This is a genomic window from Fibrobacterota bacterium (assembly GCA_019509785.1).
Taxonomy (GTDB): Bacteria; Fibrobacterota; Fibrobacteria; order UBA11236; family UBA11236; genus Chersky-265.
The window spans coordinates 31,792-53,566 of record JAEKLQ010000051.1; the positions used below are offsets into that span (position 1 = coordinate 31,792).

Annotated in this window: 15 protein-coding genes; 9 read left to right on the forward strand and 6 right to left on the reverse strand. The window is 63.9% G+C overall.

Annotated elements, in window-relative coordinates:
* Window positions 1–17 precede the first annotated feature (17 nt).
* From JF616_15390 to JF616_15400, 3 genes are all read right to left on the reverse strand, one after another.
* The gene (locus JF616_15390) at window positions 18–287 is read right to left on the reverse strand and encodes a hypothetical protein (GenBank protein MBW8889137.1); all 270 of its coding nucleotides are present in this window, start codon (window positions 285–287) and stop codon (window positions 18–20) included.
* A 145-nt stretch (window positions 288–432) separates the two neighbouring features.
* Entirely contained in the window at window positions 433–1,857 is a 1,425-nt protein-coding gene (locus JF616_15395; protein ID MBW8889138.1) for a hypothetical protein, read from the reverse strand.
* 68 nt (window positions 1,858–1,925) lie between these two features.
* Complete coding sequence (locus JF616_15400; GenBank protein ID MBW8889139.1) at window positions 1,926–2,798, reverse strand: TIGR02147 family protein; 873 nt, start codon at window positions 2,796–2,798, stop codon at window positions 1,926–1,928.
* A 310-nt stretch (window positions 2,799–3,108) separates the two neighbouring features.
* Between JF616_15400 and JF616_15405 the strand changes: the two genes are divergently transcribed.
* The 4 genes from JF616_15405 to JF616_15420 all read left to right on the forward strand — a co-directional run bounded on the left by JF616_15405 (window position 3,109) and on the right by JF616_15420 (window position 7,680).
* Window positions 3,109–4,182, forward strand: coding sequence for a hypothetical protein (locus JF616_15405; GenBank protein MBW8889140.1), 1,074 nt, complete (start codon window positions 3,109–3,111; stop codon window positions 4,180–4,182).
* Between the two features lie 235 nt (window positions 4,183–4,417).
* Window positions 4,418–5,068 carry a hypothetical protein gene (locus JF616_15410; GenBank protein MBW8889141.1) on the forward strand — a complete coding sequence of 217 codons (651 nt, stop codon included), beginning with the start codon at window positions 4,418–4,420 and terminating at the stop codon, window positions 5,066–5,068.
* Window positions 5,069–5,327: 259 nt separating this feature from the next.
* Window positions 5,328–6,215: a DUF4388 domain-containing protein gene (locus tag JF616_15415; GenBank protein ID MBW8889142.1), complete on the forward strand. Its 888-nt coding sequence runs from the start codon at window positions 5,328–5,330 to the stop codon at window positions 6,213–6,215.
* A gap of 145 nt (window positions 6,216–6,360) precedes the next feature.
* A complete protein-coding gene (locus tag JF616_15420) occupies window positions 6,361–7,680 on the forward strand; it encodes a DUF4388 domain-containing protein (GenBank protein MBW8889143.1) in 1,320 nt (439 codons plus the stop codon).
* On the opposite strand, the gene JF616_15425 is transcribed toward JF616_15420, so the two are convergent.
* Window positions 7,672–9,039, reverse strand: coding sequence for a phosphate ABC transporter substrate-binding/OmpA family protein (locus tag JF616_15425; protein MBW8889144.1), 1,368 nt, complete (start codon window positions 9,037–9,039; stop codon window positions 7,672–7,674). The two genes, JF616_15420 and JF616_15425, sit on opposite strands and share 9 nt — an antisense overlap.
* 75 nt (window positions 9,040–9,114) lie before the next feature.
* On the opposite strand from JF616_15425, the gene JF616_15430 reads away from it, so the two are divergent.
* Together JF616_15430 and JF616_15435 are read left to right on the forward strand one after the other, a co-directional pair.
* Window positions 9,115–9,453, forward strand: a complete 339-nt coding sequence (locus JF616_15430) for a hypothetical protein (GenBank protein ID MBW8889145.1) — start codon at window positions 9,115–9,117, stop codon at window positions 9,451–9,453.
* Window positions 9,450–10,661, forward strand: a complete 1,212-nt coding sequence (locus JF616_15435) for a hypothetical protein (protein MBW8889146.1) — start codon at window positions 9,450–9,452, stop codon at window positions 10,659–10,661. The genes JF616_15430 and JF616_15435 overlap by 4 nt, the downstream gene beginning before the upstream one ends.
* A 46-nt stretch (window positions 10,662–10,707) precedes the next feature.
* Here the strand turns inward: JF616_15435 and JF616_15440 are convergent, their stop codons facing one another.
* Window positions 10,708–13,071 carry a hypothetical protein gene (locus tag JF616_15440; GenBank protein ID MBW8889147.1) on the reverse strand — a complete coding sequence of 788 codons (2,364 nt, stop codon included), beginning with the start codon at window positions 13,069–13,071 and terminating at the stop codon, window positions 10,708–10,710.
* Between the two features lie 370 nt (window positions 13,072–13,441).
* On the opposite strand from JF616_15440, the gene JF616_15445 reads away from it, so the two are divergent.
* On the forward strand, window positions 13,442–13,711 hold the full coding sequence (locus tag JF616_15445) for an ankyrin repeat domain-containing protein (GenBank protein ID MBW8889148.1): 270 nt from the start codon (window positions 13,442–13,444) through the stop codon (window positions 13,709–13,711).
* Window positions 13,712–13,721: 10 nt separating this feature from the next.
* On the opposite strand, the gene JF616_15450 is transcribed toward JF616_15445, so the two are convergent.
* On the reverse strand, window positions 13,722–14,186 hold the full coding sequence (locus JF616_15450) for a helix-turn-helix transcriptional regulator (protein MBW8889149.1): 465 nt from the start codon (window positions 14,184–14,186) through the stop codon (window positions 13,722–13,724).
* Between the two features lie 43 nt (window positions 14,187–14,229).
* Between JF616_15450 and hrpA the strand changes: the two genes are divergently transcribed.
* Window positions 14,230–18,501 (forward strand): ATP-dependent RNA helicase HrpA, encoded by a 4,272-nt coding sequence (gene hrpA, locus JF616_15455; GenBank protein MBW8889150.1) that lies wholly within the window; start codon window positions 14,230–14,232, stop codon window positions 18,499–18,501.
* Window positions 18,502–18,611: 110 nt separating this feature from the next.
* Window positions 18,612–21,767, forward strand: coding sequence for a hypothetical protein (locus JF616_15460; protein MBW8889151.1), 3,156 nt, complete (start codon window positions 18,612–18,614; stop codon window positions 21,765–21,767).
* Window positions 21,768–21,775 lie beyond the last annotated feature (8 nt).

Genomic DNA, 21,775 nt, shown 5'->3' on the forward strand with positions numbered 1-21,775 from the left:
GAGTAGGAATTTCCGGGTTAGCGGGGGCCCCGGCGCAGGATGCGGACCAAGGCGTATTCGCATTTCTTGATCATCTGCAGCTTGGTTTCTTCCGCGCTGCATCCCGTGCGGACCTGGAACCCGACCTTCGAGTTCTCGATGACCTCATCGATTTCCTCGTCTTCCAGCCATGAGGAGAAGTAGCGGATCAGGCCCTTGAGATTGGTGAAGGTGTAATTGTCCGTTCGCCGCTCATCCAATTGATAGGCGCCGAAGTTGCCGGACCGATGGCGCGACGAAGCATCCATATCCAATGATAGGGGCCGGAGCAAGGCCCCAGTCAACCGCGGCGCTCCCCCGATCCCTGTAGTTTTGGGGCTTTTTTCGGGAAAATCAGCGTAAAATCCCATCGCGCGCTTAGGTGAATCGCAGGCGATGATGGGGAGCGCCGACTCAATGGACGAGGTGGAAGAAGTCCTTGGTGGTCGCGACCAGGGTCGTATCGACGGCATCGGTTACGCGGAGCAGGCAGCGATCCGACACCCCGAGATCTATTGATGGGGTCCAGGCATAGATCGGTAAGCTGTCCGGGGACGTATAATGGCTTTCCAACACGATCCATCTCTCGCCGCCGGTTGTCGAAACCGCGAGGGTATACGGGCCTTTCCCCTGCATTTGCCATTGCACGTTGTAGGTCTTCGCGAGGTGCAAGGATTCGGCCGGGGCCGGGTGGATCACGGCGGGCTCGGGCGGCGGCAAATGGCGGACCGAAACCACCACGCTATCGGACCGGGTGCGGGAACCCAGTTTGGCGGAGACCAGAAACCGAAATACGCCATCGCCGTGGAAACGGACCTCGGTACGCAACGAAGTCGGAGAAAGGATTTCGGCCAAAGGCGGGGGCTGGGGATCCGCCGAATGCAGATCCGGGGCGAGCGAATCCGCCCGATGGGTCGAATCGGGAAGCCACTTCCAAAGCACGGACAAGCGCGGATCGGTGGCGGAAATCCCGATGACCTTGGCTTCCAAATAGGTATGCCCTTCCACGAAGGTTTCGAATGCAGGCGGGGCCGCGATTTGGAAATCCGGAAGGGAATCGCCGGAGGGGACGGTATCGATGGAGCCGGATGGCGTGATTGAGGGATGATACACCCGATTGGAATCGGCGGTATTCAGGGAATCGGGGACAGGATAGATTTTCCCGTCCGAACCGATCAGGCGCAATGGCAGCACGCCTTGGGGCAGGTCCACGAACGCGAATTCGCTGTCCACCAAGGTGGCGAGATAAGGCGTTCCCGGCACGTAGATGCGGCAATCCTCCCCGTGCACGGGCTCTTTGGCTATGCGCGCCTGGTAGCGGATCAAAGGTTTGGTTTCAAGCGCGACGGACTTCACGGAAGAATCCCGCCGCGTGAATGCGCGCGCGGCCGAATCGTAGACCAGGTTGAGCGCGATGCCGCCGTTCTTGTCCTGGGTCGTGAGCACCAGGTTGAAAAGGGTGCGATCCTCGGCGCCTACGGTTTCGCCGGCGGCCGCGCGTTTGGCGGCCGTCTGCTGGGCGCGGCGGAAGTCGTCGCCGGTAAGCACGGTGAAGGCGGAGTTCTTGATCTTGATGGTGGCGAGCGGCTCGGGATCGATCGCGGGGTTCTGATCGGCGGTGTAAACGTTGAGATCGCCGGTGACGCGGGCGGCCGTGCCGGAAGAGGCGAAGCTGACCGTAAGGGAGGGGTTGTCGACGCCGGAGCTGGTGCCCGCGACCTGGTTATCCGAACAAGAGGCGGCGAAAAGGCCCAGCGCGCCGAGCATGGCGGCCCAGGCCGTCGCGCGATTGCGGGCCAAGGAGCGGAGCGGATGGGCGGGGAAACGGTAAAGCGGCATAGCTTAATGGTCCGGGGAAAGGATTCTCCCGGCAGCAATAGTATTAATTTCCCGAGGCGCGGCCCGCTTCACGAAGGCACCTTGGTATTGGGGAACAACTGCAAGGTCAGGGAATAGACCCTGTCCTCATTGCGGTCGCGGTCGATGATCTCGCGCAATTCCTCTTGGAAGGATCGGATGCGATCCTTGATGGCCTGGAACCCGTCCTTCGATATCGAGAACATGAGGGCGTTATATTGCCGCTGCTCGGCCGGGAGATCGGGGAAAACCGCGGCCGCCATGGACATTAGCTCCTGGATATGCTGGCGGGCGGCCATGGCCTGCACGTTCTTCTCCGTGTAGATGTGCCGTTCGGCCACCGCGTAGCCGCTGGCCGTCTTCTTGATGAGGCCCAATTCCAAGAGCAATTGCACGGATTCTTCGGCCTGGGACGGGGTAATCGGCGGCAGGATGTTGGCGGCGATGGCGCCGGGATGGCGCGTCTTCTGGTCGATGCCGAAGTAGTTCCAGACCGCCGAGTAATACCACTTGGAGAAGAAGCGGTATTGGGTTTCGCCCACGATGCGGGCGCGCGAAGAGCGGAACTTGGCCAATTGCGCGAAGAAGAAGTTCTTCTCGGTCATGCCCTTGGCCTGGTTGAATTGCACCAGCAGATCGAAATAGCGGTTTTCGCGCTCCCCCAGCCTAAGGGCCTTCCCGAACTTGACGCGCAAGTTCTGGGACAGCTGGCGGCGGCCGCGGATGACCGCGGGCAAAAGGCTCGAGCAGGATGCGGGCAGGGCGGCTTCGCGGGCGAAGGCGCGTTGGGAGAATTCCGGATCCACGGATTTACGATGCGCGTAATAGTCGCGCAGGAAATCGCGATAGTCGAGGTACTGAAGCAGTTGCGGGGCGGGGCCCGTCCACTTCGCCTCGGTAGCCGGCTCGGCTTCGGCATCCATATCCCAAGTATACTACGCCGACCCGGCCGCGAGGCCCGATTACTCATCAATCGGGTGAGGACAAATAATCCCCTCTTAAAACGGCATTTTCACGACCTTATGACCGGAAGGAACTAGGGGCTTTTTAGGCAAATATGACTTTGAGGCCGGTTTGGAGGGCCTTTTGTCCGATCGGCCTCCGGAGCGAACGCGATTCGCCGCTTGCGGAGCGAGGACAAACCATCCTCGCTTTTGGACCCATATTCTTTCCGTTCTTCCATTCCAATCGTTATCCTATGGAGCAAGGCACTGTTCGCCTTACGGAGGAACCATGAAATTCAACTTCCCCAATTTGCGCATCGCCGCGGCCCTGGGGCTGGCTGCCGGAATGATGATCGGGTGCCAGGACCTTCTGAATCCCGGCAAGACGGCCTCCGACCCGGGCGCGACGAGCGTCGATCAAACCGGTTCTTTAAGCCTGTCCATCCGGAACGACAGCACTTGCATGGGCGAATGGCATGCCATCCTGGATGCGCGCAGCGCGGGCCATCCGGATAGCGCCTCCGAGTCGGCCTTCCTGGCGTCTTGCGTGACCGAAGTGAAGCCCGAGAAGGACAAGCCCGTCCCCGTGATCCCGCCCCCGTTGCTCCCCGATTCAGGCACGCGTTGCAAATGGATCGTGGCCCAGATCGAAGGCGGCCGGGATTCCCTATCCGTATCGTACCGGAAATATTGCCCGGACGATTGCCGTAAGCTCGAGGCCACGGATTCGGCTTCCCATGAGAAATTGTGCCTTGAACCGAAGCCGCATACGGATAGCCTGCCTCCCAAGCCCCACGATGACGATAGCTTGCCTCCTCGCACGAACCCCGAAGACGATACCTGCAAGATGCTGCTCGTCAAATTGGGAACCGTGAAGCCCGGAGAACCCGGCCGCGCCGATCTTGAACACCAATACACCGCGCGCTGCCACGAACCCGTGCCGCATGATTCGACTCCCGTGCCGCCCCCGCCCCCGACGGTGAATTGCGATGAGTTGCGCAAGAAGATCGCTCTCTTGGATAGCGGTTCCGCCGACTACGCCAGCCTGGTGGTCACCCTGAAGGCGCATTGCCCAGAGAAGCCGCCGGTGACGGATACCACCAAAATCCCGCCTCAGCCTCCGGTATCGGATTCGGTTTGCATGGCCCTGAAGCTGCAACTGGCGAATACGCCGGCGGGCACCGCGGGTCGGTCCGATCTGGAAGCGGCTTTCAAGGCCAAGTGCTCGGAGCCCGTTCCCGTCACGGCTCCGATAGTGAATTGCGACGAACTGCGCGCCAAGCGCGCCGCCTTGGATCCGGCGTCGGCCGATTACGCGCAACTGACCGCTTTGATGAAGGGGCATTGCCCGGACGTTCCCTAAGGTAATCCGAAGCAGGGGAGGGGATTCCGACACGGCCATCGAACCGCCGGGCATCGGAATGGAAGCGGGGGGCCTATGGTCTCCCGCTTTTCGCGTTCGTTCGACCCTCTTTCGGGGGGTGTCCCAATCGGTACACGCAAACGGGGACATTCTATCCCTGTTTTCCGCCCCTAGATTCCGCATCCAGGCCTACGCGGCATTTATCCTATTCGTACCACCTATCCTTGGAGGATCTATGAACAGGAAAACGACGACGATTTCGGCGCTGGCGGGAGCAGGGCTCGTAGCCGCGTTCTTCTTGGGCTGCCAGAATCCGGGGCAAAGCGCCGCAGGTAACACGCAAGATACCCAGGCCTCCCTACTTTCCCTGGCGGTGAAGGACTCCGGCGATTGCCGCTCCCTGCACGCGCGCTGCGCCATCGCCCACGACGCGGGCAAGGATTCGGCTGTTTTAACCGATAGCCTGGTTGGCGCCTGTATCATCGATACGGCCAAGGCGCGGCGGATATTGGAAGGGGGCGGCTTCGGCGGCGACCGCCATGGCCGGCATGGAGATAACGACAGCGACGGCCCCGGCCGCCTCGACTCAGCCGCCCGGGCCGGTATGTGCGATTCGCTGACCAAGGTCGTGGCCGGCATGGATTCGACCGACTCCGGCTACGCCGCCGCTAAGGCACATGCGGCTTTTGCCTGTTTCGTACCTCCGGCTCGCCTGGATTCCGCGGCCCGCGCGGCGCGGTGCGATTCCCTTAAGACCAAGCTGGCTTCCGCGGATTCATCCTCCGCGGATTATGCCATCCTCTCCCATGCTACCCATGAAGCCTGCGAAGAGCTCCATCCGCCCAAGATCGGACGCGGCTTTCGCCCCTGGCATCGTCATAGGTAAGAAGAGCCCTACGGCGGGATTCCGGAGGCGTAACCTGGGAGAGACCGTTTCTTCCAGGTTACCCTATCCGGTGGCATACAACGGTCGCCCTCCCCCCCGGCGGAGAATCGAGACGCCGCCAATGTGAAGAATCGTCCGGGTTGGGAACCCGGATCTGTAAAAATCCCCAACACCCCCGCGACGACCAGGCACGAATTTCCCGTTCGCGGGGGTTTCCATTCTTTGCGACGTTATCTCTCTTTGAGGCATGCCTTTCGGCTTGAACCCTCGTTTCACCTTCTATGCCTGCTTGTTGTTGGGGATGTCGCTCATCCTCATCGCCGTTTTGCTGAAGCGGCAGCAACGCCGTCAGCGCCTCTCGCGGACCCGGAGCGAAGGCCACGTCGGGGAAAAATCTGTGGTCCTGCTCGGCCGCGGCGAGAAGATCATCGAAAGCGGCATCGCCGGGGTTTTCGTTTCCTTGGAGAAGTTCCTCCGGGACATCGGCTTCCAGGTGGAGGCGACCGCCGACTTGCGGCGCTTCGAGGCAATCTTACGGAAAGGGGCCCCGGTGATCCTGGGCATCGATTGCGGCCTGGGACCGAAGGCGCTGCGGAGGATCGACGCCGCCTGCCGGGCCTGCTTCGAAATGCGCGCCTCCGTGGTCTTCTTCTATAACGCGGCCCGGCCCGAAACCCTCAAGCCCCCGGCCAGCCTTCCCCAGGCCACCTACCTGGGCGAAAACTTCGCGGGCCTGCACGTGCTCGAAATCATTTCCTACGCCATCTCCCTGGAAGATAACGCTCCCCGCCCCGCCGCGGCATTACGCGAAGGCTCGACGCTGGAAGGCAAGAATGTCGGCCATGCCCTTCCGGAGATCCTCCAGTTCCTGGAAGCGGGGAGCCGGACCGGCCTGCTGAGCCTGGAGGACGGCAAGCCCGCGGGCATCATCGGCTTCGAGCAAGGCGCCATTACCTTCGCCCAGACGCGGCTCGCCGAGGGCCTGGAAGCCATCATGGAGGTCCTATCGGTGACCGGAGGTACATTCCATTTCTTCGATCATAAGCGGGTGATGCAAAGCAATTGCCGAATCATGCCCCAGGAAGCGCTGATGCAATGGGCCTGCCGGCTGGACGAGAACGATCAGGTTCTCCCTCATCAGCCATAAGGCTTCCTAAGGATCCTTCCGATCCCCATGGGGCCTGAAACAGCATCGCAATGTTACCTTGAGCGATACCCGTCCCCAATTTCCTAACCTTCCGACCTCGCAATGGGCGGTCTTTCGTAAGCGAAGGCGCCCGTAAGGAGGCTGTATGGCAACCGGAGCCGGAATCATGCTCGCCGCGATTTTCGCGGCGACAGCCCCACTCGCCGCCGAGACGGCATCGGAGAAGGCGGCCTTACGCCTTGAAGCCGCCGATTCCCTGACCATCAATTATTTCGCGAAGGTCTTCCTCTTGCCCTCGGAGGATGCGCCCCTGATGGGCCTCGCCGAGGACGGGCTTCGGCTTGCCGTATTCAGGCGCAAGGAAGGTTGGGCCCAAGTCGGCTTCCGCCGCGCCACCGGATGGATCCGGACCGCGCCGCCTCCCCAGGGTAACATTCCAGTTACGGTTGGCTTTCCGATCGCCGATGGGAAAGGTAGCCCGAATAGCGCGATGGGAGGAAGCGAAACGGCCCTGGCGTCCGCCCTTGCGCGCGCTTCCGTTGTCCGACTGCCCCGGCGCTTGGGTATCGCGCTGGCTTTAGGCCTCGCCGGCAGCGCCTGCGCCCTCATGGCCGCGATGTTGGCTTCCCGACGCGGCCGTCGCAAGACGCGCCGCCCGGGTCCCCCTGTTCCCGCCGGCCGGCGGGCCTTGTTGCTAGCCCCGCGCCAGAAGGTTATCGAAAGCCATTTACCGGGAGTGTTCATCCCCCTGGGACAGGCCCTGCGGGATCTTGGATTCGCGGTCGAGCACTCGGATACCCTGGCGCGCTGCGCGATGCGTTTCCGGAAAGGGGATGTCCCCGCCGTGCTCGGGCTGGACGTCCGGCTGGGCAGGCGGGCGACGGCTGGGGCCTTGGACCTGTGCCGACGCGCGGGCCGGGCCCCCGTCATGATCTTCCTGTATAATTCCGATGATCCGGAAGCCATCCGTCCGCCGGCGGATCTGCCGCAAGTGCATTACCTCAACGGGCGCTTTTCTAGCCGGCACGTGATGGAATTGCTGGCGCCCCTCTATCATGCCCGGCCCGCCGCGGAAGGCGACGAAGCCGTGCCGGCCGTACCCTGTTCCTTGGAAGGCCGCATCGAGACGGCAGGCTTGTCGGACATCTTGCAGTTCCTGGAAGTGGGTCGCCGCAGCGGCATGCTCAGCATCGAGGACGGCCCGCCCGCCGGCGTTCTCAACTTCGCCAACGGCATCATTACTTTCGCGCAAACGCGCACCGCCGAGGGCGCCGATGCGGTCCTGGAAATCCTTTCCCTGGTCCAAGGCGGGTTCAGATTCTACCTGGATAAGCGGATCGATCAGTGCAATTGCCGGCTATCCGCGTTCGAAGTCGCCTTGCGTTGGGCCCATCGCCATGACGAGACCGTGAAGATGGCCCAGGGACGCGAATACGCCTGGGCCCATGGCCCGGTCTCAGCGTAGATCGGCCGCGGCCAGATCGGCGTTGCACGCCAGCCAAACCTCGATGCGACGGTTCTTCTGCCGCCCGGCCTCCACGGAATTGTCCGCCACCGGCAGGGCGCTACCGAACCCTTCCACCCGTGCCGCCGGCAGGCGATAATCTTTTTCCAGGACCGACGCCACGCCGCGCACGCGTTGCAGAGACAGATCCCGATTCCTGTCCTGCGACCCCAAGTTGTCGCAGAACCCCAAGAGCTTGAGTTGGCAAGGGCGCAGCCGTTCCTGATCTACGAAGCGGGCCAGGCGGGCGAGATCGTCGCGGGCCTTGCCGTCCAGTTCCGCGCTCCCCGGCCGAAAGCGGAAGTCCACCGACAAACGCACTGCATCGCGAACCTCGTCGGCATAGGCGGCAGGCGCCCCCGCGGGCAAGGGCGGCCGGGCGGCGCGCAGGTTCTGGGCCACGAAGCCGCATTCTTCCACCCGGACCTGGCCCGCATCGGACTGGGCGTAGGCGATGAAGTCGGCCACCTCGGGATTGGCAGACCGGGACGCCGTATAGAAGAAGAGACGGCGAGAGAGGGCGTAATCCTCGGTGGCGATGGCGGTCTTGGTGGGAGGCAGGGCCGGGGCTTCCCCGCCCGCGATGGCCAGGGCCTTGGCGGTCCCCAGGGCGCCTACGGGAACATATCCGATACCCTGCTGATCGGCGGCGACGGCCGCGGCTAATTGCTGGTTGCCCTCGCAGACGCGGGCGGAATCGGAAATGCGCGCGCCCCCCAGGACCTCTTGGCGGAACACGTCGAAGGTCCCGGAATTATGGTCGCGGGTATATAAATGCACGGGGCCCCGGGCCCCGCCCCGTAGCCGGTCCCACGAGCCCACCCGGCCAGCGAAGAGGGACGCGGCTTCGGCGACGGAAAGGCTCGCGAGCGGGTTGCCGGGATTCACGATCAAGGCGATGCCGTCCAATCCGATCACGTGCTCGCATTCGGCCGATCGCATATCGCCCAAGGCCGCCAAACGCTGCGCCGTCTCCGCGTCGATGGGCTTGCTCGATAATGCGATATCGCATTTGCCCCATGTCAGATCGTCGAACCCCGTGTTCGATCCATGGGACCAGATTTCCACCACGCGTTCTCGCCCTCCCAATCGCGCGTGTACGCTGGCCTCTTCCGCGTTGGCGCCCGCCACGTCCCAAACGCTATCCGCGCCGCGCGCCTTGAACCATGCGCGCGCGAAGGCTGGCGCCAATTTCGCGCCGATGGTATTGGACCCATGCAGCCGGAGCAAGGTTTCGGGCCCGGACCCGGAATAGCCGCCGAATTTGCATCCCGACAGCAGCGCAGTTATAGCGGCGATCGCGATTCTTCTTTTACCCACGCAAAACCTCCCGTCCTCGGTATGCCCCGCGCAAATAGCAAAGGGAGATTTCAAAGTCGTTGCTACCTTGGGATCATGGCCGTGAAACCCTTCTTCGAGGATTCCGGATCCTCCCATTTCGACCCCCATGGACGTCCCCTGCGTCCCGGCATCTACGAGTTCCGCCGCACCGACGGGATGAAGCTGCTGTACACCCTCGATTGGATGGAGCGGGAGGAAGGCGAAGAGCCTCGCCTGCGCGTGGTGCATTGCAACCGCATCTCCGAATTCCCGTCGCCGGCCCATGCCCTGAAGAACCTCGACGGGTCCTGGGTGCGCTGGCTGGGGCCGAGGGAGGCGGGGGCGCTACCTGGGGATGCCTCTCCGGAGGCGGGCGACGGGGGAACTCCCAAGGAAGGTCCGGATCCATCATGATGCTTCGACTCGCTTTTGGAATGGCGATGATCCTTTCGGCCGCCTTTCCGGTCCTGGCCGATTGGACGCAAATCAAGCTGCCCGAGGCGGATAATGTTTACTGCTTCGCGGTCAACGGGAACACCCTGTTCGCCGGAGCCGTGAACGGCTTGTACCGCTCTCGGGATAAAGGCGGCACTTGGACGCGCGTCAATGACAACCGATTCGCGTACACCGTCTTAACCCTCGCCGTAAACGGATCCGCCCTTTTCGCGGGCATGGCCGGCGGGTCGCTCTACCGTACCTTGGACAACGGCGATACCTGGGTAGAGATGGGCGCCGGTTTGAACTTCGGCGGTTCGCTTCCGCTGGCGGTGAGCGGTACCGATCTCTTCGCGGGATCCGGAGGCCGGGGCGTATACCGTTCCGGGGACAATGGGGATGACTGGACCCAGATCAATAATGGCTTGACGGAGAGCTATGTCCGCAGCCTGGCGGTCAAAGGCTCTACCCTTTTCGCCGGAACCATCGCTTCCGCCGGGAACACCGGCAACGTATTCCGCTCCCGGGACCATGGGGAATCATGGACGAAGGTCAACCTCAACGTGCGGATTGGCGATCCCCAATCCCTGGCCGTTAGCGAGACCGGTTTGTTCGTCGGGGTCTGGAACGATTACTACGGCGTCTACCGTTCCCCGGATGAAGGCGAGACCTGGACGCAAAACCGGGTCGGGTTAACGCAATACGACGTGAATTGCTTGCTGATGGCCGGCTCGACCCTGATTGCCGGAACCGAAAGCGGCGGCGTGTTCGTTTCCCGGGAAGGGATCGATCCTTGGGCGCAGATCAATAAGGGTTTGATGAGTACTCCCGTCTATTCGCTGGCGATCATGGATTCGACCCTCCTCGTCGGATCCGACGGCGCCATATGGGAACGCGCTTTGTCGGAAATCACCGGCGTCCATCCCGCCGCCCCTTCAGCGGGTTTCGGACTCGCGCCGGGAACCTTATTCCGTCCGGGAGAGAGCATCTCCTTCTTCATCGCGCATAGGGCTCCCGCCCGGTTGTCTTTGTACGATGCCTTGGGCAAAGAAACCGTCCTGTCGTCCGGGGTGCTGGATGAAGGCGGCCATTCCGCACTTCTGCGGAAGGATTTGCCCAAGGGCGTGTATTCGCTGCGCCTAGTATCCGGAAGGGAGAGCCGGACGCGTCGGGTGGCGGTCTATTGAAAAGGAATCCCTGACGACCGTCGCCGTCGACAACCGCAGCCATCGACTAGCGCCATAACGTGAAGGTGGTCGATGCCCCCCAGATATCCGTCGACCAAGGCTCCGGCCGTAAGCCCGCTTCCTTGCCTTCGGGGTCGCGGTAAAGCAAGGCCCCGAACCCGCCCAGGGTAACCGGCGTGATACGTACCGGCCCGAACCCGAGGCGCTCCGCGCGGGCCTCGAGATGGAGCGTCCCTTGGCGCACCTCGGCGGAAAAGCGGTAGACCGTGCGCGCGCCTTCCCGGTAGGCGAAGGTCTCCCCATCGTCGCAGGCGTATACGCCTTCGGCCTTGCCCCGGAAGTCCGGCGGCAGCACCAGCAGCAATTCGATTTCCTTCAGGTTCTTCCCGTTGTCCTTGGGAATCCCGGTTTGCATGGGGATGAGGGCGCCTTCCCTCAGGAATAGGGGGGTGGAAGCCTCGACGCGGCGCACCTTCAGCTTCGCGGGCCCCTCGACCCATCCCGGGCGATCGGCGCGCCACCAGCGCGCGGCCGGCAACGCGACTTCGCGTTCGGCGGGGCCTTCGAAGGTGAACGGCGCCTGCATGATGGAAGGGCCGACGAGGAATTGATCATTCACGTGCGAAAGCGGCAGGCGCTTGCTGTCCTCGAAGTCGTAGAACAAGGGCCTTAGGATGGCCTCGCCCTCGTCCTCGTGGCGGATGAAAAGATTGTACAGGTAGGGCAGCAGCTTGTAGCGCAGGCGCACGTAGCGGCGCACGATGGCGAACGCCTCTTTGGGGAAGACCCAGGGTTCCTGCCGACGCGAGGTGCGCATGCAGTGGTTGCGGAGGAAGGGGAACAGGAAGCCCGCCTTGTACCAATCGACGAAGAGGGCCGGTTTGGCGTTTCCGCCGAAGCCGGGCACGTCCGGGCCGTTGAAGGCGATCCCCGAGAGCGCCAGGTTGAGCGATTTGCCGATCGACATATGCAGATGATGGTAGTTGGACCAATTGTCCCCGGTCCAATGGGCGGAATAACGTTGGCCGCCGGTGAAGCCGGAGCGGGAAATGAGGAAGGGCCGCTTATCCGGCCTGGCCGCCAAGAAGCCGCGCCGGGTGGCCTCGGCCATCAGCGAGGCGTATTGGTTATGGTAGTCGGCATGGGCGGCTTTGCCGTCCTGGAAAAGCATTTCGTTGCAATCGACCGGGCCGGTGGAAGGATCGTTCATGTCCAGCCAAACCCCGTCGGGACCGAGCTTGGCGAATTCCGCCACCTGCTCCGCCCACCAGGCCTGGGTCTTCTCCAGGGAGAAATCGGGAAACACCGTATAGCCCGGCCAGACGATGCCGGTGAACTCGGTTCCCGCGGGATTCTTGCAGAAGACGCCGGCCGCATGCCCGCTCTCGTATACGCTAAAGCCGCTCTCCTTCTTCACTCCCGGATCGAGGATGGGCACCACCTTGAAGCCCTTGGCTTGGATGGACGCCAGATCCTTGGCGGCGTTGCGGAAATGCTTATCGGACCAGGTGAATACGCGGTACCCATCCATGTAATCGATGTCCAGCCACAAGCCATCGTTAGGGAACTCATGCTTGGCGAAATTCCCGGCGAGGGATTCCAGGTCCTCGATGCCTTGATAGCCCCAACGGCATTGGTGATGGCCCAAGGCCCAGAGCGGAGGCAATGGAGTTGAGCCCGCGAGCTTCTGCAGCTTGCGCGTGAGCTCGGGCAGGGAAGGGCCGAAAAGCAGGTACAGGCCGGGCGGACCGTTCTCGCAACCCAGGAAGAAATACGGTTCCTCGTCGGAGGTGGCCATCATCTGGTTGGCCACGTTGAGCCGGGGGGAAACGGAGATGATGGACGCGCCCGGATTATCGATCAGAAGGCCCGCGTAGGTATTCCCCCGCTTGACGATGACGTAGGGAACGGAGATGTAATCGGGATCGTAAGCATGGTCCTTGGCCCGCGAGGTCCCGTGATCGGCCCAGACATCGGTGTTCCAAAAGCGATGGGAGCGATCCGACTTCTCGAAAGGGGTGCTCTTTTCCCCCATGCCGTAGAACTGCATGTCCGGCCGCAGGCGGAATTGGAACATCCAAGCCTGCCCGGAAACCCCGAAGCCCGCGCCGGGCAAGGAGCCCAGGAAGGTGCGGCCCAGGGCCCCGGCCTTGAGCGCCATCTCCCCGTCGCGGGAGATTTCCAGCCGCGCTTTTTGGCGTACGCCTTCGCTGCGCTCCTCCGCGTGCAATCCCGAGCGGCAATGATCGATGGGCCAGCGCGGATGGCGGATACGCAAAGCCCACATATCGTCGCCCACGGCCTTGGCGTCCAAGCCGAAGGTCTCTTCGCCGATCCGGTAGGCGTTCCCGTCGAAGGCATCCGCGAAGCGGAAGTTACGCGGGCTGAAGTATTTGCTGAAAAGGTACACGCGGCTTCCCCCGTCCGGTTCGGTTAGGCAATGGCTTCTATAGGTAATCTTTTTCGGGGCGGACCAGCAAGCGGGTTTCCGTTCGGAAGGGGTAACATGCGTGCTACGGGGGCCGGATTCCGCGGCGACGCTCCCGGAGTATTCGATTAGCCTCGAAGGGGGAGAAAGGAATCCTTCCCATGCAGTTTGGCGCTAAATGGGGCTAAAAGTTCCGAAAAAGCACAAACTTCATGACAACCGCAAATTACCCAATTAGTTTTTGAGACGTCGCGCGACGCGCAGACTGGAACCCTTCCTTTCCGAAGCGAGCCCGGCCCAGGCCCGGGATGGATAGGGCTTTGTCCGGTCGGAAAGTAGGGTGGGGGAAATCATGGGTAAGGCAGGGATCGCGTTCGCAGTCGGCTTGACTTGGATGGGATGCGCGACGTCCAGGACCAAGGACCGTCTCAGCCAGGATTTGATCGAAGCCTCGCGCCGAGGGGACGCAACGGTGGTGGACCAACTCATCCGGGCGGGCGCCGATGTCAACGCGGTGGATGCGGAGGGGTGGACGCCTTATCTGGCGGCCGCGGTCGAGGGAAATTGGAAGGTCATGAAAATGCTGCAAGCGAAAGGCTGTAAAACCGATCCGGGATTCTGAGCGACGGCGGTTACTCCTCCAGAAACGATTCGCAATACTTCAGGACGCCGCGCCAATCGAGTTCCAGTTCAATCCCCAGATCCCGGAAGAACGTGACGCGTTGCCCCCAGCCCTCTTCGCTCGGGCGTTTAAGGAAGGCGCCCAACTCCCAACCGATCTTCGCTTCCAGCGCATCCACGTCCGGCGCATGCTCCAGGCGGGCCCGCACGCGGCGGGCCACTTCCAGGAAGGATAAAGGGGGAACCTCGTCGGGCAGGATCGCCCCGGTGAGCAGAAAACCCATCCCCACGTGAAGGAGCACGGCCAACTTGCGGAGCTGGGCCAGATCGAGTCCGTCCTCGAGTTCGCCGGGCTCGCTTTCCAGGTCCTCGTACCACGCCGGCGAAATGCCGATCTGATCGGCGATGCCTTCGGGATCCAATCCCGCCTTCAGCCGCAGCTCTTTCAGCCTTTCGGCCATCGTCTTCTCGTGCATGCCCCGCCGCTTCCCGGAAAACGGATAAATCTAATTTGCTTGCGTGCCTTATACTTTCGCCTATCCCGAGCTCCCCATCCTGGCCCGCAAGGACGATATCCTCAAGGCCCTGCGGGAAAACCAGACGCTTGTCGTGCAAGGCGGAACGGGGTCGGGAAAGACCACGCAATTGCCCAAGTTCCTCTTGGAAGCCGGCTTGGGGGAATCGGACCTCGATGCCGTCCCGGACTCCACCGCGACCGTAGCCCTGCCTCCCTGGCCGACCTCGGGCCTGATCGGGGTGACCCAGCCGCGACGCATCGCGGCATTGACCATCGCCGATCGCTTGCGCCAGGAGACGGGCCGGCCGGAACTGATCGGCGCCAAGATCCGTTTCCATGAGGACGTGCCCGAGGGTTGCCGCGTCAAGGTCATGACCGACGGCATCCTGCTCCAGGAGTTCCGTCGCGATCCGCTGCTACGGCGCTACGCCGGCATCGTGCTGGACGAGGCCCACGAGCGCTCGCTGAACGTGGACATCCTGCTGGGGATCTTCAAGCAACTGCTGCCGCGTCGCCCGGAATTCCGCCTCATCGTAACCTCCGCGACCCTGGACGCCGATCGCTTCGCGGCCTATCTGGGCGCGCCGCTTGGCGGAGGGCTTCCGGACGCCCCGCCTTATGGCGCAAGGTCCGGAGGCGCGCCGTCGCCAGGCGCGCCATCTGCGGGCTCATCAAAGGCGGCGCCGGAGCCTAAAGCGCCCGTCATCGAGGTGGAGGGCCGCCAGTTTCCCGTGCACCTGGAATATTGGGATATCTCCGGCAAAGAGGCGGCGGAAGAGGGGGATGAGGGCGCGGAAGGCGTTCCGGCGCGGGCCTTTCCGCCTGTGGAAGCGGCTGCCATCGCCATCCGAGAACTGCAAGGCCGCAAGCGCGACAACCTGCTCGCCTTCCTGCCCACCGAAAAGGAAATCAACGAGCTGCAACGCGAATTGGAAAAGGACCTGGGCCGGGATTTCCTCATCCTGCCGCTCTATAGCCGGCTGGCGCCCGGGGATCAGAAACGCGTTTTCGAGGAAAGCGATCGGCCCAAGATCATCCTGGCCACCAACATCGCCGAGACTTCCTTGACCATCCCCGGCATCGGTTACGTGGTGGACACGGGGCTGGCGCGCGTCGCGCGTTACCATGCGCAGACCAAGATCCAGGGCCTGCCTATCGAACGGGTGTCGCAGGCCAGCGCCCGCCAACGCGCGGGCAGAGCCGGGCGCGTGAAGCCGGGCACCTGCGTGCGCCTCTACTCCGAGGCCGATTTCAACGAGCGCCCGACCTTCACCGAACCCGAAGTCTTGCGCAGCAACCTGGCCAACGTGGCCTTGCAGTTATTGGCCCTGGGGCTCGACGTGGGATCTTTCCCCTTCCCCGATCCGCCCGCGCCGGCGATCCTGAAAGGCGCCTTCCGGCAATTGCATGAGTTGGGGGCCGTGGACGGGCCCGGGCTCGACGCGCGCCTCACTCCCGAAGGCCGGCGCATGAGCAAATTGCCGGTGGACGTGGCCCTGGGGAAAATCCTGCTCAAGGCGGCCGATTATAACGTGCTCGAGTTGGCCGTGGTCGTCGCGGCGGGCATCACGGTGCAGGACCCGCGCTTCCTTCCGCGCGAGGAACCGGATCGCGGGAAGGCGGCCGGCTTGCATAAGCGCTTCGAGGATCCGCGCTCCGATTTCCTGGGCGTGTTGGCCTTGTGGATTTGGATCCATCGCAATTGGGGCGAGCGTTGGACCCAACGCAAGCTACGCGTCCTGTGCGCCGAGAGTTTCCTTTCCTACAACCGCGTGCGCGAATGGATGGACTTGGCGGATCAATTCTCGCGTCTCCTGAAAATCGAACTCGATCCCGCCAAGCTGAAGCTGGAGGAAGCGGCGACCGATGGCTTGCATAAGGCCATCCTGGCGGGTTTCCTGGCTTTCCTGGGCCGGCGCAAACCGGAAGATACCGCCTACCGCCTGGCCGGGGACAAGGAGGCGCATATCCATCCCGGATCGGCGCTGGCCAAGCGGCGGCCCGAATGGATCGTGGCCGGCGAGGTGCGCCAGACTTCGCGAACCTTCATCTATCGCGCCGCCGAGATCAAGCCGGCCTGGGTGGAGGAAGTCGCCCCGGAGATGTGCAAGAAAGCTTACGGTAACGTGGCCTGGAATCCCGAGCGCGGCTTCGTGGAAGCCGTCGAACGCATCACCTTCAAAGGCTTCGCCCTCCGCCAGGATCGCCGCGTAAATTACGAGGCGGTGGCCCCGGAGGAATGCGCGGAGATTTTCTGGCGCGAAGGCGTGATCCGCGGCGGCGCCGGCGCGCCCTTACCCTTCCGCGAAGCCAACCAACGGGTGCTTGCCTCCCTGGCGGCCTTGGAAACCAAGGCCCGTATGCGCGGCCTGGTTCCTGACGAGGATGCCTTGGCACATTGGTACCGGTCGCGCGCGCCCGAAGTGGCTTCGCGCATCGGATTGGAACGCTTCCTGAAAGCGGCGCCCGAACGGATCCTGGAATTCGGCCATCGCGACTGGGCGGGGGGCTTGGAGGGCGGGGAATGGAATGCGTGGGACGAAGCTGCGGGCGGCGATGGCGCGGAAAAAACCGCCCGACCCGACCATGTCCTCCATCGCCTGTACCCCGATCGGCTTACCCATGCCGGTCATACGTATCGTCTAAGTTACCGGTTCGACTACGGCGATCCCCAGGATGGGATCGCCTTGGAGACCGATGCCGCCGGGCTGGCCGCGCTCACGATTCCCGCGCTGTTGCGGGGACTCCGCGGCTGGCGCAAATGGATTTGGGACTATGCCCTGGAACGCTTGGGCGCGAAGGCCGCCGAAGCCGCCCGCCCCCGCGCCGCCCACCTGGCGGCCGCCTGGGATCGTTTGGCGGCGGACTGGAGCCAAGCCCCCGGCGAAGCCTCTCCGGCCGCTTTCTTGGCCCGGGCCCTGGCAGCCGAGGACGCCATCGGCGCGCCGTCCTTTCCCGTTACCTGGCCATCCTACCTGCAGATCCACGTGTTCGTTACGAGCCCGACGGGCCGGCGTTTCCTGCTGCACGTCGATCCGTCTTGGGGAGAGGCCGATCTCTTTCTGGCCGCCCGCAAGCTCCTCTTCGGAGCGGCGGAAAAGCCCTGGGCGGAATGGCTTCCCGGGCATCTGGCGGATTGGGGAGGGGTAGCGCCTCCGTTACCCTGGCGCGGCTTCGCCTTCGGCCCCGATCCCCTGGGGGCGGCCTCATCGCGGGGTACGGGCGGCGCGCAGGGGTCGGGCGGGGGCTCGCTCGGGAAAGCCTCTTCCGGGGGATCCGCGGGTAAATCCCCGCCCGCATGCGGATGGTTCGCATCGATAGCGGAGGCTGCATTCCAGCATAGGCTGGCCGCGGAAATCATCCCGGCGGGCTCCTCGGCCTTGCCCGGCTTTTTCGCCAAACGCTTGCAGGCGTTGCTGGACGCCTGGTCCGTGCCCCCGGAGGCCCGCGCGGCCACCGCTACGGCACGGGAATTCCTCGCGGGCCGCATCCTCTCCCGTTATTGGCAGGAGGCCTTCGGGGCCGATGCTTTGGCGCGCGCGGAAAAGGATTTGCCGCCGCCGCGTCCTCCCGTCCTCGCCAAGGCGGGCTCGCAGGTGAAGTCATTGGCGGCCTTGGGGCAGGCCGTGCATAAGGGCGGCGGTAGCAACGGATGGGCGGGGGCCGCGCTGGTCCTGGGCGCGGGATTCGTTTCGCGTGAATGCTTTACCGCCTGGTTCCGCGTTTTCACCCAACCATCGGCGGAAGCCAAGCAAGCCGTTGCCGATCTGCTGGCGCGGGCCTCCGCCCTTCCGGATTGGGACGCTTTGCTTGTCTCCCCATTCGCAGCGGCCCGGTTCGCCGAGGCGTGGGCTTCCGCCTTGCCGGGAGCCGATCCGATCTCGGCCCGGGATCGGCCGCCTGCATCCGCCGGGGCCGTTGCCCTTGCCGAAGCGGAAGCCGCCCGGGACCGTGCCGAGGCCGTCCGTAAAGGCGCCAAGGCCTTGCGCGACCGCATCTGCGCGCGCCTCGCGGGCCTGGGGCAAAGCGTGGCGGGATTGCCTAAGGAACCGCGTGCCGCCTTGGATGCGCTGGATCAAAACCTGCCATGGCCGCGCAAGCTCGAAGCCCAGATGGAATTGGAAGCGATGCTCCTGCGCCAGAACGCGAAGGCGGGCCCGGCGAAAGCGGCGGCCGGCGGGACCGGTGCAAGCGGTCCGGAAGCGGCGGCGCAGGGCTTGGCGCGTCCCGATCAGATCCTGAAGAACCTGAGCGGCCGTTTCAAGAAATTGTAACGGCGCAGGCCTCGATTCCATCACGGGCCGACCCTTCTTGGAAAAAACGTTTCCCGCCCCGTCCCCGGGAGTGTTTTTTCGGATCATCGCTCCTGACCCGCGAGGCCGACATGATTCCTATTCGCGCCCGTCTCTTCCTGGCATTTTCCGCCTGCGTTTGGATATCCGGATGTAATCTCACCGATCGTCCCGGCCTGTCCAATGAACCCGCTGATCATCCGGACGACTCCACCGCCCCGCCGACTTCCGGTGGGCCGCGCCCCAACCATGCGCCGACCTTAGGGCTGGGGGTCCATGACTTAAGCATGCTGGAAGGCGAATCCAAGGTAGTGGTACTCCGGGCCAGGGACGAGGATGGCGATCCATTGACCTTCTCCATCCCCGATCTCGACAGCTTGCGCGCCTTGTTCCCCGACGGCGACCGGGCCATATCGGTCGTGAGCGGCGGCGATTCGCTGAAGATCGCCTTCTCCCCCGGCTCCCGGAAAGGCAATTACCGCTTCCGCATCGTGGTGGCTGATACCGCCGGCGGCATCGAAGAACAGATCCTCACCATTTCCGTCGGACACGTGAACCGCCCCCCGGCGGTTTCTTTCGCCTCTCCCGCCACGGGAACGGCCTTCCGCGTGCGCGAAGGCGCCACCTTAAAATTCACCGTGGCCGTCAGCGATCCCGATGGGGATCCCACTAGCCTGCTTAGCCTGGACAATCCCCCTTGGCCGAGATGCGGGCAGGGAAGCTACGACACCCGTAGCGGGCAGGTTACCTTCTCCCCGTCCTTCCAATGCGTAGCCGCGGGCGAGACCACCTTCGCGGACCTCGTGTTCCGGGCCCAGGACGGGGGCGCCCCCGCGGAGACCGGGCAAATCTCCGCGCGCATCACCGTGATCGACTCCAATAGCGCCCCCCAATGGAAGACGGCGACCACGTCCTTGACCGGCAAGGAAGGTTTGCCCATAGTCCTTGATCTCAAACCCCTTTTCGCCGGGGACGGGGAAGGCGACGCGGTTTCATTTTCCTCCGCTTGCGGGAGCATCGATTCCGGGTCCCTGCGCTGGACCTTCGTCCCCGGCTTCCGCGACGCGGGCCATCGCGAATGCGCTGTCACCGCCTCCGACTCCCATCATCCGCCCGCCACCGCCGCCCTCGACGTGGTCCTCGACATCGCCGACTCCGTGCGCAAGGTGGACGTGGCCATCCTGTCGCCGATATCCGGCAGCCTCGTGAAGGACAGCGTGGTAAAGGTGGATTGGATGGTAGGCGACCAGAAGCAAACCGATCAGACCTCCGAACGACTCCTCAACGAAGGCCCCAACGTCATCCGGCGGTCCTTCCGGGATTCGCTCGGGAATTCCGGGGCCGATTCGGTGACCGTCATCCGCGATACGCAAGGGCCATTACCGCCCGTGATCAGCGTACCGGGACTTTTGAATGTCGCGTATCCCCGTTGGACCTGGCATGGCGGAGGCGGGGGCGACGGGCATTTCCGCGTGCGCCTGGATAAAACCGACCCCGCCGCGACCATGGTCGATTGGGGGGACACCGCCTACGTGCCGTCCCATCCCTTAGCGGAAGGGAGCCATACCTTGTACGTGCAGGAGCGCGATGCGGCCGGCAACTGGTCGGCCCTGGCAAGCGCCGCCGTGACCCTGGACCTGACCGCGCCGGTGGTCAAGATCATCAGCCCGGCCACCGGCTCCTGGACCAACTCCAGCTTGATCGGCGTGCAGTGGACGGTGGATGGCGTTCCGCAGGTGCTGCAAATCCTCGAAGCCCTTCCCGCCGACGGTCCGGTCCGCATCACCCGATCCTCCGTGGACGCGGCCGGCAATCGCGGCGCCGACTCCGTCCTGGTCATCAGGCGCACCGCGGCCGGGGCCGCGCCGATCCTCACCGGCACGCCCTCGCCCACCCGCGCTCCCGTATGGACCTGGACTTCGGGAGGACCCGGAGGCACGGGAACCTTCCGGTTGGGATGGAGCGACGGGATTTGGTTCGCGACCGTGACCACCAAGAAGTACGCGGCCGCCGCCGATATCACCGAGGGCACGCAAACGCTCTTCGTCTCCGAATCCGATTCCGCGGGCAATTGGAGCGCTGCGGCCAGCCTCGCCATCGTTGTCGATCGCACGCCCCCCGTGCTCGCCATCAGCGGCCCCGCGCCGGTCGCGGCCATTACCTCCGCCGATCCCGCCCTCTCCGGCACCCTGGACGAGGCCAATGGCCCCGTCACCGTGAAATGGTCCGGCCCGGGGCTTACCGCCGGCCAGGCCCAGGTTTCCGGCCCTGCCTGGAACCTTCCCCCGCTCACGTACCCTGCCGGTGACGTCACCGTCACGTTAACCCCCACGGACGCGGCCGGCAATACCGGTGCGCCCGCCGCCATTACGATCCACAAGCGTCCCGGGATCGTATTCGTGCGTTCGGGCCAGGCGGGGAAGGGCACTTCTTGGCAAGACGCTTACGGCGAGGTCTGGCAGGCGGTGTCCGGGGCCGCGGCTGCGGGGGGCAAGGAAATCTGGGTCAGCGACGGGCAATACGCCGTTTCGCAGGATGGGACGGGAAGCTTGGATATCCCCTCCGGGTTGGCCGTGTATGGAGGGTTCCCGGCGGACGGCACCGGCCTTACGACCGCGGACCGCACCGTGGCCGATCCCAAGTCCATCCTGGTCTCCACGGGAACCGGCTTCGCGGTGCGCATGGCCGGGAACGGCTCGACCTTGGACGGGTTCAGCATCGTCGCCGCGGACGGGGGCCTGCAAGGCGATAGCGGAAATGCCGGAAGCAATCTCCTCCTCTCGGCCCCGGGCGGCGCCTATCCCATCCAAATCGTGACGGGAGACAACGGGAAGACCTTCCAACTGAAGCAGGTACGCGTGGACGGGGCGAAGCAAGCCTTGATGGCGGCGCTGACGGTGGGTTCCAAGGCCAAGGTGGATCTGGTCGACTGCGCCTTCACCGGGAATTTCGCCAGCGATTCCGGCGGCGGCGGCGGGATATGGTTGGATACCCAGGCCAAATTGACCGCCACCGGCCTCACGCTCTCGGGAAATACCGTGCCGGACACTGCCGGGGCTTTGCCGCGGCAAATGCGGGTGGAGAACAAGGCCACGGCCGACGTGAAAGGAACCGTGGAAGGCGATGGGGACGGGATCTACGTCGCGCAAGGCGGTAAGGCCAAGCTCAACGGAGACGACGTGCCGCCGCAACCCGCTCCGGACAAGAAAGGCAAGAACGACTCCGGGATCGTCATCGCGGTTCCCTGAGGTAATGC